General features: G+C 65.3%; 11 protein-coding genes and 1 tRNA gene. 5 read left to right on the top strand and 7 right to left on the bottom strand.

Features of this window, described 5'->3' with window-relative positions; all coding sequences use genetic code 11:
- The first annotated feature begins 28 nt into the window (after positions 1-28).
- Complete coding sequence (locus FHW97_RS05855; protein WP_171798358.1) at positions 29-556, top strand: carboxymuconolactone decarboxylase family protein; 528 nt, start codon at positions 29-31, stop codon at positions 554-556.
- A 77-nt stretch (positions 557-633) separates the two neighbouring features.
- On the opposite strand, the gene FHW97_RS05850 is transcribed toward FHW97_RS05855, so the two are convergent.
- The 4 genes from FHW97_RS05850 to FHW97_RS05835 are packed head-to-tail and all read right to left on the bottom strand — an operon-like array spanning position 634 to position 6,246.
- The gene (locus tag FHW97_RS05850; RefSeq protein ID WP_171798357.1) at positions 634-1,893 is read right to left on the bottom strand and encodes a TolC family outer membrane protein; all 1,260 of its coding nucleotides are present in this window, start codon (positions 1,891-1,893) and stop codon (positions 634-636) included.
- Complete coding sequence (locus tag FHW97_RS05845; protein WP_171798356.1) at positions 1,886-4,303, bottom strand: FtsX-like permease family protein; 2,418 nt, start codon at positions 4,301-4,303, stop codon at positions 1,886-1,888. The genes FHW97_RS05850 and FHW97_RS05845 overlap by 8 nt, the downstream gene beginning before the upstream one ends.
- A 12-nt stretch (positions 4,304-4,315) precedes the next feature.
- Positions 4,316-4,996, bottom strand: coding sequence for an ABC transporter ATP-binding protein (locus FHW97_RS05840; protein ID WP_168350924.1), 681 nt, complete (start codon positions 4,994-4,996; stop codon positions 4,316-4,318).
- Positions 4,997-5,010: 14 nt separating this feature from the next.
- Entirely contained in the window at positions 5,011-6,246 is a 1,236-nt protein-coding gene (locus FHW97_RS05835; RefSeq protein WP_171798355.1) for an efflux RND transporter periplasmic adaptor subunit, read from the bottom strand.
- Between the two features lie 157 nt (positions 6,247-6,403).
- On the opposite strand from FHW97_RS05835, the gene FHW97_RS05830 reads away from it, so the two are divergent.
- The 3 genes from FHW97_RS05830 to FHW97_RS05820 all read left to right on the top strand — a co-directional run bounded on the left by FHW97_RS05830 (position 6,404) and on the right by FHW97_RS05820 (position 9,852).
- Positions 6,404-7,675 (top strand): sigma-54 dependent transcriptional regulator, encoded by a 1,272-nt coding sequence (locus tag FHW97_RS05830; protein WP_171798354.1) that lies wholly within the window; start codon positions 6,404-6,406, stop codon positions 7,673-7,675.
- On the top strand, positions 7,665-8,873 hold the full coding sequence (locus FHW97_RS05825) for a PAS domain-containing sensor histidine kinase (RefSeq protein WP_171798353.1): 1,209 nt from the start codon (positions 7,665-7,667) through the stop codon (positions 8,871-8,873). Before FHW97_RS05830 ends, FHW97_RS05825 begins: the two co-directional genes overlap by 11 nt.
- Before the next feature lie 85 nt (positions 8,874-8,958).
- Complete coding sequence (locus tag FHW97_RS05820; protein WP_171798352.1) at positions 8,959-9,852, top strand: Gfo/Idh/MocA family protein; 894 nt, start codon at positions 8,959-8,961, stop codon at positions 9,850-9,852.
- A gap of 15 nt (positions 9,853-9,867) precedes the next feature.
- On the opposite strand, the gene FHW97_RS05815 is transcribed toward FHW97_RS05820, so the two are convergent.
- Both FHW97_RS05815 and FHW97_RS05810 read right to left on the bottom strand, forming a co-directional pair.
- Complete coding sequence (locus FHW97_RS05815; RefSeq protein WP_171798351.1) at positions 9,868-12,102, bottom strand: bifunctional diguanylate cyclase/phosphodiesterase; 2,235 nt, start codon at positions 12,100-12,102, stop codon at positions 9,868-9,870.
- 608 nt (positions 12,103-12,710) lie between these two features.
- A tRNA-Ser gene (locus tag FHW97_RS05810) sits at positions 12,711-12,800 on the bottom strand.
- A gap of 161 nt (positions 12,801-12,961) precedes the next feature.
- Between FHW97_RS05810 and hspQ the strand changes: the two genes are divergently transcribed.
- Positions 12,962-13,354: a heat shock protein HspQ gene (gene hspQ / locus FHW97_RS05805; protein WP_022677885.1), complete on the top strand. Its 393-nt coding sequence runs from the start codon at positions 12,962-12,964 to the stop codon at positions 13,352-13,354.
- 70 nt (positions 13,355-13,424) lie between these two features.
- On the opposite strand, the gene FHW97_RS05800 is transcribed toward hspQ, so the two are convergent.
- Positions 13,425-14,345: an ABC transporter permease gene (locus FHW97_RS05800; RefSeq protein ID WP_171798350.1), complete on the bottom strand. Its 921-nt coding sequence runs from the start codon at positions 14,343-14,345 to the stop codon at positions 13,425-13,427.
- Positions 14,346-14,383: the final 38 nt, after the last annotated feature.

The raw sequence follows: 14,383 nt of genomic DNA, 5'->3' as shown, positions 1-14,383 counted from the left end.
ACAAACTCACAGGCAAAAGGATATCGTCATGTCTCGCATCACCATTCCCGAAATTGACGCCGCCCCGGAAGGTTCGCAGGCCGCGTTGGGTGCCATCAACGCCAAGCTGGGTCGCGTGCCCAACTTCTTCCGCGTGCTCTCGAACAGCCCGGCGGTTATCACCGCCCACGCGGCGCTCAACCAGGGCCTGGGCAAGGCGCTCGATCTCAAGACCCGTGAACGCATCGCCCTTGCCGTGGCGGCTGTGAACGGCTGCGAATATTGCGATGCCGCCCACAGCTTCACCGGCCACAATTTCGCCAAGCTGAGCAGGGAAGAAATCGACCTGGCGCGGCAGGGAACCTCGGCCGATCCGCATGCTGCAGCGGCCGTGCACTTTGCCCGCAAGGTGGCCGAGGCACGGGGCAAGGTTTCGGCAGAAGACATCGCGGCCCTCCGCACCGCCGGGTTCGGCGACGGCCAGATCGTGGAGATCGTTGCCGTGGTGGCCGAAAACTTCTTCACCAACCTGATCAACAACGTGGCCGCCACCACGGTCGACTTCCCCGCAATCTAACGCCACCGCCCCTCGATAGGCCCAAATCGCGGCGCTGTGCAGACACAGATCTGCACAGCGCCGCGATGCGTTTGGCCCTATCCGTTGGGGATCGCATCCAGATCGAGGTGCCCCGTGGCCCGCAGCAGGGCCGCCTGGGCGATGATCGTGTCGCTGCGGTTGCGTGCCAGCGCGAGCTGGGCGGAACGCAGGCTTTCGTCCGCCACCAGAATGTCGAGCGTCGAGCGCAGGTCAAAGCCGTATTCGGCCCTGACCCCGCCCAGCGCAAGATTGGCCGCGTCCACACCCGCCTGGTTGGCCGCCATCTGCGCCCGTGCACCGGCCAGGGCGGCCCAGGCGGCGTCGGTGGAGCGGGTCGCCTCGCGGCCGGCGGCGGCGGCATCGAACACCGTGGCGCGTTGCGTGGCCTGCGCCTGGCGCACTTGCGAGGCAACCAGACCGCCGGTGAGGATCGGAATATGCAAGCTTAGCCCGAGATTGGCGGCACGCAGGGAACTGCCCGCCCCAACGCCACCAAGGCGCACGTCATAGCCATAGCCGCCACCCACAGACACCGTGGGCGCGCTGCCGGCGCGGGCTTCCTGTATCCGCGCACCGGCCGCATCGGCGGCGCGCAAGCTCTGTTGATACAGCGGATTCGCCGCTAGGGCATCGGCGCGCGCCTGTTCCAGCGTGGCGGGCATCGGGCCCAGCGCGGGCGGCGGCGCCAAGGGTCCAGGATCCTGCCCTACCACCGCGCGATAGTTTGCTGTGGCGGTCTCGAGCGTGGCCTGCGCGGCCGCCAGGGTCGCCCCCGCGCTGGCGCGCTGCGCCTCAAGCTGGGCGACATCGGTGCGGGTGGCCTTGCCCAGGCGATAGCGCGCCTGCGCTTCGGCCACCTGGTGGTCGAGCAGGGCGATATCCGCCTTGCCGATATCCACGGCCTGCTGGTCATACAGCAGTTCGGCATAGACGCCGATCACCTGCGTGAGCAGCGCCGCCTCGGCGTCGCGCAGTCCTTCCTCGCCGGCTGCCACGTCTCCTTCCGCCGCGCGCAGCCGCGAGGAAACCCGGCCGCCGGTCCAGATCGGCAGGCTGGCGGAAACGGTGCCGCCTGCGCCGCGATCATAATCGAAGCGGTCATAGCCGGCCGCCCCATCGGCGGCGGCCGTGATCCGCCCCGCCGCGCGTGCCTGTTCGGGCGTTTCGGCCAGCCCATCCTGCCGCGCGCGGGCCGCCGCCAATGTTGGGTTGCCGAGATAGGCCGCCTCCACCGCATCGCGCAGGGTTTCCGCCTGGACGGGCGCCGATGCCAGCGCGGTGGAAAGCGCTACGGCAACCATAAGCCGCTTACTCATGGTGCAACGCCCAGGCCGGGGTCGCCCGCGCGGCGCGCAGAGACTGGGCGATCACCGTAAGCACGGCAATGGCCAGCGCCAGGAGCGTTGCGGCAACGAAGTACAGCGGCGAGAGCGCAATGCGATCGCTGAAACCGGCCAGCCATTGCCGCATCGCAACCCATGCCAGGGGCCAGGCAATCACGTTGGCGATCAGCACCGGACGCAGGAACTGGCCGACCAGCAGCTTGACCACATCGCGCGAGGAGGCGCCCAGCGCCTTGCGGATGCCGATCTCTTTCACGCGCCGCGAGGTATTGAACGAAGCAAGCCCCCACAGGCCAACGCAGCCGATCAGCACAGCGAGCACCGAGCCGATGGTGAAGAGATTGGCGGCGTGGTCATCGGCCTCGAACAGCTTGGCAAGGTCCTGATCGGCAGGCGCCGCGTCAAACGGCACTTCCGGGGCGATCTTGCGCCATGTGTCGCGCACCGCATCCATCGCGGCATCCATGCGTCCGGCATAGCGCGCGGTGATCACCGGCGCGCCAAGGTAATGGCTCCAATAGGTGTAATACGTGGCGTCCATCGGCACGTGCGGCGAAAAGAACCGCATGTCGTCCACCACGCCGATGATCGTGCGCGGCTGCCCCTTGCCCAGCGTCTTGCCGACCGCCTCCTGTGCAGAGCGGAAGCCGAGCACGGCAACGGCCGTGCGATTGATCACGATCGCGCGGTTGTCCTTGCTCTTGGTGCCATAGGAATCGTCGGCTCCGTGCTGGTCGTCGAACACGCGGCCGGCGATCACCCGCGCGCCATAGGTGGCAAAGAAGCCGCGACCGACCACGATCTCGCGCAGCGAAGGTCCAGAGCCAGGTTGGCCCGGGATTTCGATGTTGCTGGCATTGTTGTTGCCAAAGCCACCGGCGGCACTGTCGGCAATCCCGACCGCGCGGATCATGGGCAAGCTGGCGATGGCATCGCGCATGGTGTCTTGCTGCCCCTCGCTCAACCCTGCCATGCTCTTGACCACGATCAGCCCATCGCGGGCGAAGCCGAGATCGGCCTGACGCAGATGGCGGGTCTGCGCCACCAGCACCAAGGTGCCGGTAATGAACGCGGTGGCCAGTGCGAACTGAAACACGACAAGCATTTCACGCAGCCTGGCGCCGGTGCGGCCGCCCCCGGGCGAACGCGCCGATGCCAGCACGGCAGCAGCGGGAAAGCGGGAAAGCAGCACGGCGGGATAGAGCCCCGCGCCAATTCCGACCACGACGGACAGCACCAGCAACGCCGGCACGACGGTGGCATAGGGGATCGACAATGCCAGGCCCGCTGCGGCATTGACCAGCGGCAGGCCCAGTTCCGCCAGTGCCAGCGCGACCAGCGCAGCAAGCGCCGTGGTGAGAATGGCCTCTCCGGCAAACTGGCGCACCAGCATGCTGCGGCTGGCGCCGAGGACCTTGCGCATGGCCACTTCGCGGGCGCGCAGGCCGGCGCGCGCCGTGGCCAGGTTCACATAATTGACGATCGCGATCAGCAGAGTGAGCGCGCCGACCACGCCGAGCGTCACGATCGTCTGGCGCATGCTCGCCATTTCGCGCCCCGCCGGGGTCAAGTGCAGATCGGTGAGCGGCAGCAGCGTGAGCTGCATGGTCTTGTCGGCATTGGCACCCAGATCCCTCGTTCCGTGGCGGACCACGAAGGCCGGCATCCGGGCGGCAAAGGCCTTGGCCGCAGCGGGGTTGGGAAAGCGCAGATAGGTGTTAACCGAGGTGCTGCCCCAGTGATACCACCAGTCTTCGTTGCCCTTGGGCGCCCCCTTGGGGCTGCGCGCGAGCATCGTGAACTTGAGATCGGTATTGCGTGGCAACGGGGCAAACACCCCGGCGACGCGATAGGATGCGGTGCCAGCGCCGATGTTGAGCGTGAGCGTCTGGCCAACCGCATCGGTGCTGCCGAAGTATTTGCGGGCCATGTTGGCATCGATCAGCACGTTGGACGGATCGGCGAGCGCACGCCCGCCTTCGCCCTGCAGCATGGGCAGGTCCATCACCTCGAAAAACTGCGGATCGACCCAGGCAAGGTCCTCGGCCGTGCCGATCCCGCCGCGCAGCACTGTGGCGCCCACGCCGTTGATGCTGGTGCCTGAAAGCCCGGGAAAATCGGCTTTCATTTCCTCCAGCAGACCGCCCATCGTATTGGGATAGGCACCGTTGAACGGGCTGTCGGGCATGTGCCACACCGTTTGCACGATGTAGACTTGGTCGTGGCGCGGCAGCCATGTCTCATAGCTCGTCTCGAACCTGACATAGAGGCCCAGCACCAGAAACACGGCGATGCCGATGGCCAGACCGCCGATATTGAGCGCGGCGTAGAGCCGGTGGCGTGTGAGCGAACGATAGAGAGTGAGGAAGGCAAAGCGGTTCATCGGCGTACCTCCTCAGATCGCGCGGGCGAGCGAGGCGACGATGCGCCCGTCGAGCATGTCGATCCGCCGCCGCGCGATGTCGGCATGGCTGGGCGAATGCGTGACCATGATGATCGTGGCGCCATCGGCATTGAGGCTGGTGAGAATATCCATCACCTGCTGGCCGTTTTCGGTGTCGAGATTGCCGGTCGGCTCGTCGGCCAGGATCAGCTTGGGTTCGCCGACGATAGCGCGGGCAATGGCGGCGCGCTGCTGCTGCCCGCCGGAAAGCTGATGCGGATAGTGGCGCGCGCGGTGGGATATGCCCACCCGGTCCATCGCGGCCGCGACCCGGCCCTTGCGATCGCCACCGGCGTCCTTGCGATAGATCAGGCCCAGTTCAACGTTCTCGGCGATGGTCAGCTCGTCGATCAGATTGAAGCTCTGGAACACAAAGCCCAAAGTCATCGCCCGAAAGCGGGCCAGCTCTGCTTCATTGAGCGCGACGAGATCGCGATCGCCGAACAGATAGCGCCCGGCCGTGGGGCGGTCGACCGTGCCCAGCGTATTGAGCAACGTGGATTTTCCGCAACCGGACGGCCCCATGATGGCGACGAATTCACCCGCTGCCACGTCCAGGTTGATGTCGGCAAGCGCGGTCGTTTCCACCTCGTCGGAAACATAGCGGCGCTGGATATTCTCTAGGCGGATCATGCTGGGCCCTTTGGTCAGCGAAGGTTGATGATGTCGCCCGTGATGGACGATGTGTTGGTGGTCACGATGCGGTCTCCCGCGTCCAGCCCGGCCAGGATTTCCACCTGCGCGGGGTTGCGCCGGCCGACTTTGATCGCGCGGCGCCGGGCGTGGCGGCCATCTGCATCGACCACGAAGGCCGACGTGCCGCCGCCGCTGTCGAGCCAGCCGCCCACCGGCGCCACCAGCGCCTTGCTGGTTGCGCCCAGGGTGGCGCGGATATCCATCGTCTGGCCGCGGTTCAGGCCTTGTGGCGTGGGGCCGGCAAAACCCAGTTCGATGTGGAAACGGCCATTGGCGACGGCGGGCAGGACTTTGCTGACGACCAGACCGATGCCGGCGTCGCCCTTGGCCTGCTGGCCCACGGCAACGCGGCCGAGATAGTATTCGTCCACGTCGGCCACCAGTTTCCAGGCGCCTTCGCTGTCCACCTGCGCCACGTGGTCGCCCGCCTTGAGCGTCTGCCCGGGCTGGATCACCAGGTTGCCCAAGCGGCCCGTGACCGGCGCGCGCACCACCAGCGCATCCAGTCCGGCGCGCACCGCGGCAAGGTTGCCACTCAAGCGCGCGCGCGTGTCGGCCAGGCGTGAGGCCTGGAGCCCGGCGGTCTGGTCTTCACGGTCCTGCCCCGCACGCAGCTGGCCCAGGCGCTTGCGCTGGTAATCGGCCTCTTCCTGGTAGCTTTTCACACCCTCGTCAGACACGAAGCCCTGATCGTGCAACTGTTGGCGGATCGCCAGGTCACGCCGTGCCTTGAGCAGGTCATAATTGGCCGAGGCGGTTTGCGCGGCCCGGTCGAGCCGGCTGCGCTCCAGCGACAGTTCGTCGCCGGTGAGGGTGCCAAGCTGGCTGGCGATTTCCGCCTCGCGGGTCAGCACGTCGAGCTTGAGCGTGGGATTGACCAGCGTGGCCAGCGGTTGGCCGGCCGTGACCCAGGCGCCGTCCTGCACCAGCAGTTTCTCCACCTGGCCGCCAGACAGCGTATCGACGAGTGTGGTGACCTTGGGGGCGACCGAGGCGCGGATCGGCAAATAGTCCTCGAACGGCGCGCGGACGACGGTGCCGGTCTCGATCGTGGCTGCTGCGATATCGGTCGATCCGGCCGCAGGCAGCAGTTGCCAGGTTAGTCCTGCCGCCAGCACGATCGCCACGCCGCCCGCCACCCAGCGCCAGCGACGGCTGGCGCGAGGCCGCGTGACGCGGCGGTCCATGCCAGCACCAGGGGAAGGTGGCGATTCGGAAGATGCTCCATTGCTCATGCGGACAGTATCGCAAAGCTTGGCGAACATTCCTAAAGCACTGATAATACAACCAACATTTGACCATGCTGGACAAGCCTCGTTGCGATATCGCACACACTGTCCGGAAATGGACAGTCCAACGCCCCCGTCAAGCCCGCCCCGCGTCCTGCTGATCGACGATGATCGCGACGTGCATCAGGCCGTCGCCGTCCTCTTCGGCCGCGCCGGGATCGAGCTGGTCAGCGCGATGCAGCCCGAAGAGGCCTACTCGGCGTTGGAGCTGGCGCCAGCCGACGCGATCCTGCTCGATCTCAATTTCACGCGCGGCCGCACCCACGGCGAGGAAGGCTTCGCCGCGCTGGCCCGGCTCTTGGGCGATGATCCGGATGCGGCCGTGGTCGTGATCACCGGCCATAGCGGCATCCGCATCGCCGTGGCCGCCATGCAGGCCGGTGCGATCGATTTCGTCATGAAGCCATGGCGCAACGACGAACTGCTCGAGCGCGTGCGCGTGGCGCTGGCCCATCGCCAAAGGCGCCGGGAAATCGCGGCGCTGCGCCAGCACGATGGCATCCCGGCCGATCCGCCGCGTCTGCTCGGTGCCAGCCCAGCAATGGAGCGTGTGCGCGACCTTGTCCGCCGGGTCGGGCCGACAACCGCCAATGTGCTGATCCTGGGCCCGGCCGGCTCAGGACGCACCCTGGCGAGCAGGGCGATCCATCACGCTTCCCCGCGCGCGACGGGCGAACTGGTGATGCTGGACGCGCGCGCCGCGGCCGATCCGCGCGACGATGTCGCAGCGACCGATATCGGGCGCGCGTCCGGCGGCACGCTGTTGCTGCGCCACGTCGATCGGTTGGCCGAGGTCGCGCAGGGGCGCCTGCTCGCCCGCCTGCCGGCCGATATTCGCATTGTCGCCACGGCAGACACGGCCGAGCCGCTGATCCCGGCGTTGCGGGCACGGGTGGGCACGGTGGAAATCGCCATGCCACCTCTGGCCCAGCGCGGCGCCGACGCTCTGTTGCTCGCGCGCCATTTCGCCCGCGCGGCCGAACGCCGGCACGGCAAACCGGTGCTTGGCTTCATGCCAGAGGCCGAGACGGCCCTTGCCGTCACGCCTTGGAGCGACGACGTGCGCGGCCTGGCCCAAGCGGTGGAGCGGGCCGTGGTGCTAGGCGATGGCGGGCTGATCAGCGAGGCTGACCTGGGTCTCGGCCCTTCCCCGGCCGAAGCGCCGTCGCCAGCAGCGGTCGCGTCCACGCTCAACCTGGAAGAGAGCGAGCGCGTGCTGGTTGCGGCGGCGCTCAAGCGGCACGGCTTCAATGTCAGCCACGCGGCCGAAGAATTGGGGCTGAGCCGGGCTGCGCTCTATCGCCGGATGGCCAAGCATGGCCTCTAGCAGCGTAAGGACGGCGCTGCCAGGACAGCTGCTGCTGTTCGGCTGCGGCGCGGCTACGGTCGCCGCCTGGACCGGCGGGTTCTATGCCTGCTTCGTGCTGGTGCTGTTGCTCGGCTTCTGGTTGGCTAGCCTCGCGCTTGCCCGCGCGATGCCGCTGCACCTGCCCGCCGAACGACAGGTGGCGGCGCCCGATAGCGAAACCGATCGCGCGGTGCTGCGTGCCGTGCTGGACCAGGCGCCCACCCCTCTGTTGAGCGTGGAGCGCAGTGGCCGCGTTCGCGCCCTCAATCGGGCGGCGCGCATGCTGTTCGACATCGAGGACGTGCTGATCGATGTGCCCGAGGCCTTGCGGGAAAGTGCGCCGCGCCTGCGCTACGCTGGCCGAGCCTATCGCATCGATCGGATCGAAGCCCATGGCGCTGGCGCGGCACGCACCATCCTCGCCCTGATCGACATCGAAAGCGAAGAACGCCTGGCCGAAGCACGAACCACGCGTGAACTGCTCGACGTGTTGAGCCACGAGGTGATGAACGCGCTGACCCCGATCGCCTCGCTCGCTGACAGCGCGCTGGCGACGCTCGATGACACGCCGCCACCGGTCGCGCATTTGCGCGACATGCTCGGCACGCTGTCTCGTCGTGCCGATGGCCTGCTCCATTTCACCCAGGCCTATCGCCAACTGGCCCGGCTTCCCGAGCCGGTCCTGGCGCCGACGACGCTGGCAGTGCTGTTCGACGATCTGCGCCGCATGTTCGCCGCGCGTTGGGGCGGCCGCGTCACTTTCGTGGCGGATGGGCCGCCAGACGGGATGGTCTTCATCGACCGCGACCAGATCAGCCAGGCCTTGTGGGCCTTGCTCCAGAATGGCGCCGAGGCCGCGGTGGCCGCCACCGACGCCCCGCAGGTTCGCCTTTCCGCCAGGCTGGACGACCGCCTGTCGATATGGGTTGCCGACAACGGCCCCGGCGTGCCCGATGAGGGCCGCGCGCGCATCTTCCGCCCGTTCTACACCACCAAGAAGGAAGGCAGCGGCATCGGCCTGAGCCTGGCACGACAGATCGCCCGTGCCCATGGCGGCGATCTGTCTCTGCTACCAGGCAGGGACACCGTGTTCGAACTGGCGCTGCCCAGCCATGGTCGGAACGCGGATGGCATGCATACCGCCAAGCCGGCAGCCGATCCCATCCCCGGCAAATGACGTGGGAAAGCCGGTTGCGGTGCCCCGGCACCCGATATATCCCAGCCGGGTGAACGTCTTGGCCCGGTGAAGACAGGAAAACTGCATGCGTGTTCTTGTGATCGGGTTGGGCGACATCGCCCGCAAGGCGTATCTTCCGGTCCTGGCCACGCGGCCCGATCTCGAAATCCATCTTGCGACGCGTGATCGATCTGTGCTCGATGAAGTAGGCCGCACGTTTCGCATCCAGCATCGGCACAACAGCGTCATCGATGCGCTGTCTGCCACCACGTTCGACGCGGCCTTTGTCCACGCGGCCACGTCTGCACACGCCGAACTGGTGAAATTGCTCCTCGAACGTGAAATCGCCACGTTCGTGGACAAGCCGCTCGCCGACAATCTTGCCGAGGTTGAAGCGCTCACCACGCTGGCACAGACCCGCGCCACGCCGCTGCAACTGGGCTTCAACCGGCGGTTCGCGCCAGACTACGCCGCCCTGCGCGGCACGAACGCCAGCCTTATCGTCATGGAAAAGCACCGCAATGCGCAGCCGGACCAACCGCGCCGCGTGATCTTCGACGATTTCATCCATGTCGTGGATACGCTGTTATCGATGGTGCCTGGGCCAGTACTTCGCCACACGATCGAAACCAACGTCATCGACGGCTTGCTGCACGCGGTTACCCTGACACTGGCTGGTGACGGGTTCAGCGCCATCGGCATGATGCATCGTGACAGCGGCCTGGATGAAGAACGCCTCGACGTCATCGGCGGCGGCGCCCGCCACACTGTCCTCAACCTGGCTGACCGTGTCGACACGCGTGGAAGACAGAGCCTGCAACGCCGCGGCGACTGGGTTCCGGTTGGCCGGCAACGGGGTTTTGAAGCGATGTGCGACGATTTCCTGCTCGCTGCCCGCGAGCGTCGACCGGTCGATACGGCCGCGATCCTGGCGACGCACCGCCTGTGCGAGGCGATCGTGCGCCACGCGGAACAATAGTGCGGAAATGCCGGATCAGCCGGCGATGCGCGGCCGGCCTTCTTCTCTCGGCGCAAACCACTGCGCGGCAAACGTCACGAAGACGTTGGCATTCAACGGATAGCTGAACAGATAGCCCTGCATGAGATCGCAACCGATTTTCTGCAACTTGAATGCTTGTGACGCCGTCTCCACCCCCTCGACGATGCAGCACAGCCCCAGCGAACGGCAAAGATTGACGACCGCATCGACGATCGACACGCTGTAGCTGTTGTCGAAATTGAGGGCGAAGCTGCGGTCGATCTTCACCTTGTCGAGCGGCAGGCGATGAAGATTGCTGAGGCTCGAATAGCCCGTGCCGAAATCGTCCAGCGCAACCTGCATGCCAATGGCGCGGAAGCGGTGAAGCGCATGGATCGCCGCGTCAAGGTTGCGCATCACCGCCGTCTCGGTCACCTCGATACACAGGCGGCGTGGGTCGGCAGACGAATTGCTGACCATGTCAAGGATCGCATCCACCGTCTCGGCGCAGTGCAGATCGCAGGCGGATACGTTAACCGAGAGCGTCTTGCCCGGCGGCAGCATGTCCAGCAGTTCCAACGCGCGGCGCATGGCATTGCGCGTAATCACATGGATCACGGTGCTGCGTTCGGCAATTTCGACAAAGCGCTGTGGCTCGACTACGCCCAGGCGCGCACTCGTCCAGCGCGCCAGGAGTTCTCCGCCGACCACTGCGCCCGATTGCATGGAAACGATCGGCTGCACGTCAAAATGCAGTTCGTTTTCGAATTCGCTCGCGTGCAGTTCCGCCTCGATGACGTGATCGTCCAGCAGCCGGCGTTCCAGTTCGAGATTGAAGGGAACCGCTTGTCCGGGCCTCTCCCGCTTGGCGTGGTAAAGTGCGTGGTCCGCACGCTTGGCCAGGTCCACCGGGGTGAGTTCGCTGTCGACAAACGGGGCAAGCCCGATCGAGACCCCAAGGCTCACCTGCCTGTCGCCAATGCGCATCGGCGCTGCCACCGCGGCACAGATCGTCTCCGCCAGCCGCAAGGTGGCCGCGCCATCAAGCTGCACGATCATCGCAAATTCGTCGCCACCCAGGCGATAGAGCGTGGCGTCGGGGCCTGCGGTGTCGCGCAGCAAGCGGGCAACCTCGATCAGCACGCCGTCTCCCACCAGGTGGCCGAACGTGTCGTTGATCGGCTTGAAGCGATCGAGATCGATCAAACCCACGGTCATGGCATCGAGGTTGGCCGGGATCGCCGCATGCTCGAGATCGGCATAGAAACGCCGCCGATTGTAGAGCCCGGTGAGTTCATCGCTGTCTGCCAGCAGGCGCGCCTCCCGCTCCTGTCGGCCAGCCTCGATGGCGCTGTGGGACTGGATCGCCAGTTCTCGGTTCAGGCTTTGCACGCGACGCGCGATGAGGGCGGCAACCGCCAGAAACAGGACGATGGAAAAGCCGATTATCGGCAACAACTCGCGAACGGCCAAAGAGCCCGGAGCAAGGCGTTGCCAGGCAATCGTGCCGAGCGGCGCACCCGACCAGTCGCGCACCAAGGTGGAGGCTTCGTCGCCCGCGGATCGGCCGCCCTGTGCCCACCGCAGATGCTGCAAGCCAAAGCCTTTGCCCCATTCTGCAAGCAGCTTGTTGTCGAGAAGGCGGATATCGACAAAAATACGATAGGTCGACGTGTCGAGCGTCGCCGGGCCGCTTTCCCGGACGATCGGCGAAAATGCAATCAACGCCGGGGTGTCGCCCGCCTCGCCCAGCAAGACCATGGCATCGCCGCGCTGCCTTACAGCGGCCTCATTCGCCGGTACCCGGGCCAGCAAGGCCTTGAGAGTCGGCGGCCCGATCAGGTCAGCAAGCGGGGGCGCCCGTCCGGATGGGAGATGCGCAAACAACGTCCGTCCGTTTGCATCGATCACATAGCCCAGGCCGATCGGCGTTCCCCATTGCGACACGATCCACGGATCGTCCATGGTGCCATAGGCGTGGGCGAAGGCATCGTTCCAATGGGCATTGATGTAGGTTTCGTTGCTGATGCGCGACCGTTCGCGATCGATCGCCCCGGAAATCGAAATGGCCGCCAGCCGGTCGGCATGGGCATCGGCGTTCCACACCAGGAAAGTGACGATAAGCACCGAGGTCAGCACCGAAAGGCTTATCAGCACAGTCAGCAACGCCGCGTGAGACGTGCTGCCGGCGCGCGACATGCGTAGCGCAACGCGGGAGACCTTCCCGAACGCGGCGAAAACTTTTGCCATCGGTAGAGACTGCTTGAAACACGTTAAACAGGGGTAAATTATTCCCGCAAAACGTGCACTTGCCGATGTAGCCAGACTGTCGCCAACTCATCCTTTACTTTGTCGCGCGCGCGGTTGTTCCGCGTTGCCTGATAGCAGGAAGACAAGCGGTGCGGCTTCCAGCCGATCGTATCAATGATCACGTCCCTGGACGTGATCGTGATGCGCGTAGCGGTTGGATGGGAAAAAGTGATCCCGCGAGTAGACTTTCCTGGCTCTGTGCGAGACGACGGGACCGATACGCCACCATGATCCGATAGCGGAACGGCGTTTTATACCAACGCTTTCATACGTTCCTGTCTGGCAGATTGAATGCCTTCGCCATCAGCATAGCGACCAGGTTCGCTCAATGCGTTGACCATGGAGTTGGTGAGCTTTCCCACGCCTGGAATCTATCACCGGAAGGCACGGTTTCAAACCGGCCGTCCCTGCGCTAGCCCACACTCCAGCCCACACTTCGCGCTTCAACGGCTCGCCCAGCAAAAATAACGTCTTCAGAAAAAGCGCCTATTTTTCAGCACGTTGCGTCGTATTTTTGGGTAGCGCAGCGTATTGGCGGAGGGGGCACATGGCGGAGAGGGTGGGATTCGAACCCACGGTACGGTTGCCCGTACACCGCATTTCGAGTGCGGCGCATTCGACCACTCTGCCACCTCTCCATGAAGTGCCGTGCGTCAGGCGGCGTGTGCCGCCCCGGTCGAGGACCGCGCCACTAGCGTACGATTCGGGCCTTGCCAAGCGGAAAGAGGAGTTATCCCCAGCCTGATATTCCCCAAAAGCCTTGCTTGTTTCGCAAGTGCCGCAAACCTATATTCGCTCCATGTCCATCCATGTCGAAAATACGAGCTACTTTTCTCCCCAGGCCGGCCGTCAGATTTCCGTACCGGCCGTGAGCGAGGCGCTCTTTGCGATCGGTGACGTGGTGCGCCATCGCCTGTTCGGGTTTCGCGGCGTGGTGTTCGATATCGATCCGGTCTTCGCCAATAGCGAGGAATGGTATGAATCCATTCCAGAAGACATGCGCCCCCTGCGCGAGCAGCCGTTCTATCACCTCCTCGCCGAGAACGATGAAAGCAGCTACGTCGCCTATGTCAGCCAGCAGAACCTGGCCGCCGATGCCGAAGCCGGGCCGGTAGACCATCCGTCGCTGCGCGAGATGTTCGACGGGTTTGCCGACGGGCGCTATCGCCTGCGGCGCAGCCTGTCGCACTGACAGGCCGAAACAAACGAAAAAGGCGCCGTTTCCCCGGGGAAGCGGCGCCTTTTTAGCATATGTGAAACCTTCAGGCTTTCAGCTTCCAGCCCGTGCGCAGCAGGGCATAGAGGCCAAGGCCGAGTACCAGGTTGAGCACGCCCAAACCGATCGCGCCATGCAGCACGGCCATGTTGCTGCTGCCGATATCGCTTTGCCCCAGAAAGCCATAGCGGAAGCCCGAGATCACGTAGAAGATCGGGTTCATCCGGCTGACCGTCTGGAACGCGGGCGCCAGGCGATCAATCACGTAGAACGTGCCCGACAGCATCGACATGGGCGTGATGATGAAATTGGTTACAGCCGCGTTGTGATCGAACTTTTCCGCCCACAGCGAAGTTGCCACGCCGATCAGCGACAACAGGATCGCCCCCATCAGGCCAAACCAGATGACGGCCCAGGGATGGCGCACTTCCAGCGACACGCCCGGCCAAAACATCATCGCGGCCGCCACGGCCAGGCCGACCAGGATCGCGCGCGAGACGGCGGCGCCCACCAGGGCGGCAAGCAGTTCGCCTTCGGAAACCGGCGGCATCAGGTAATCGATGATCGTGCCCTGGATCTTGCCTCCAAGCAGCCCGAAGCTGGCATTGGCAAAGGCATTGTTGATCATGCCCATGGCGATGAGGCCCGGCGCCACGAAGCTGGCAAAGGGCACGCCCAGCACCACGCGGCCACCGCCGCCCAGCGCCAGGGTAAATATCATCAGATAAAGCAGCGTCGTGACCGCAGGTGCCCAGATCGTCTGGGTCTGCACCTTGAAGAAACGCCGCACCTCCTTCATATAGAGGGTCCAGAGCCCGACACTGTTGAAGCTGCGGAAAATCGGCTGTCCGGGCGGTGGAAAACCGGCTAGATGCCCGTAGGCATGACCGGCAGCGGTGCCCGCAAAGGCATCTGCCGGTTCAAGCGGTTTCGTTTCTCCGGTGGGGGACGGGAATTGGTTGGCCATGACGGGCGCGGTATCGCGCGCGGAGGCCGATGGCAAGA

The organism is Novosphingobium sp. SG754, assembly GCF_013149315.1.
Classification (GTDB): Bacteria; Pseudomonadota; Alphaproteobacteria; order Sphingomonadales; family Sphingomonadaceae; genus Novosphingobium; species Novosphingobium capsulatum.
This window is presented reverse-complemented; position numbering and strand designations above follow the sequence as displayed.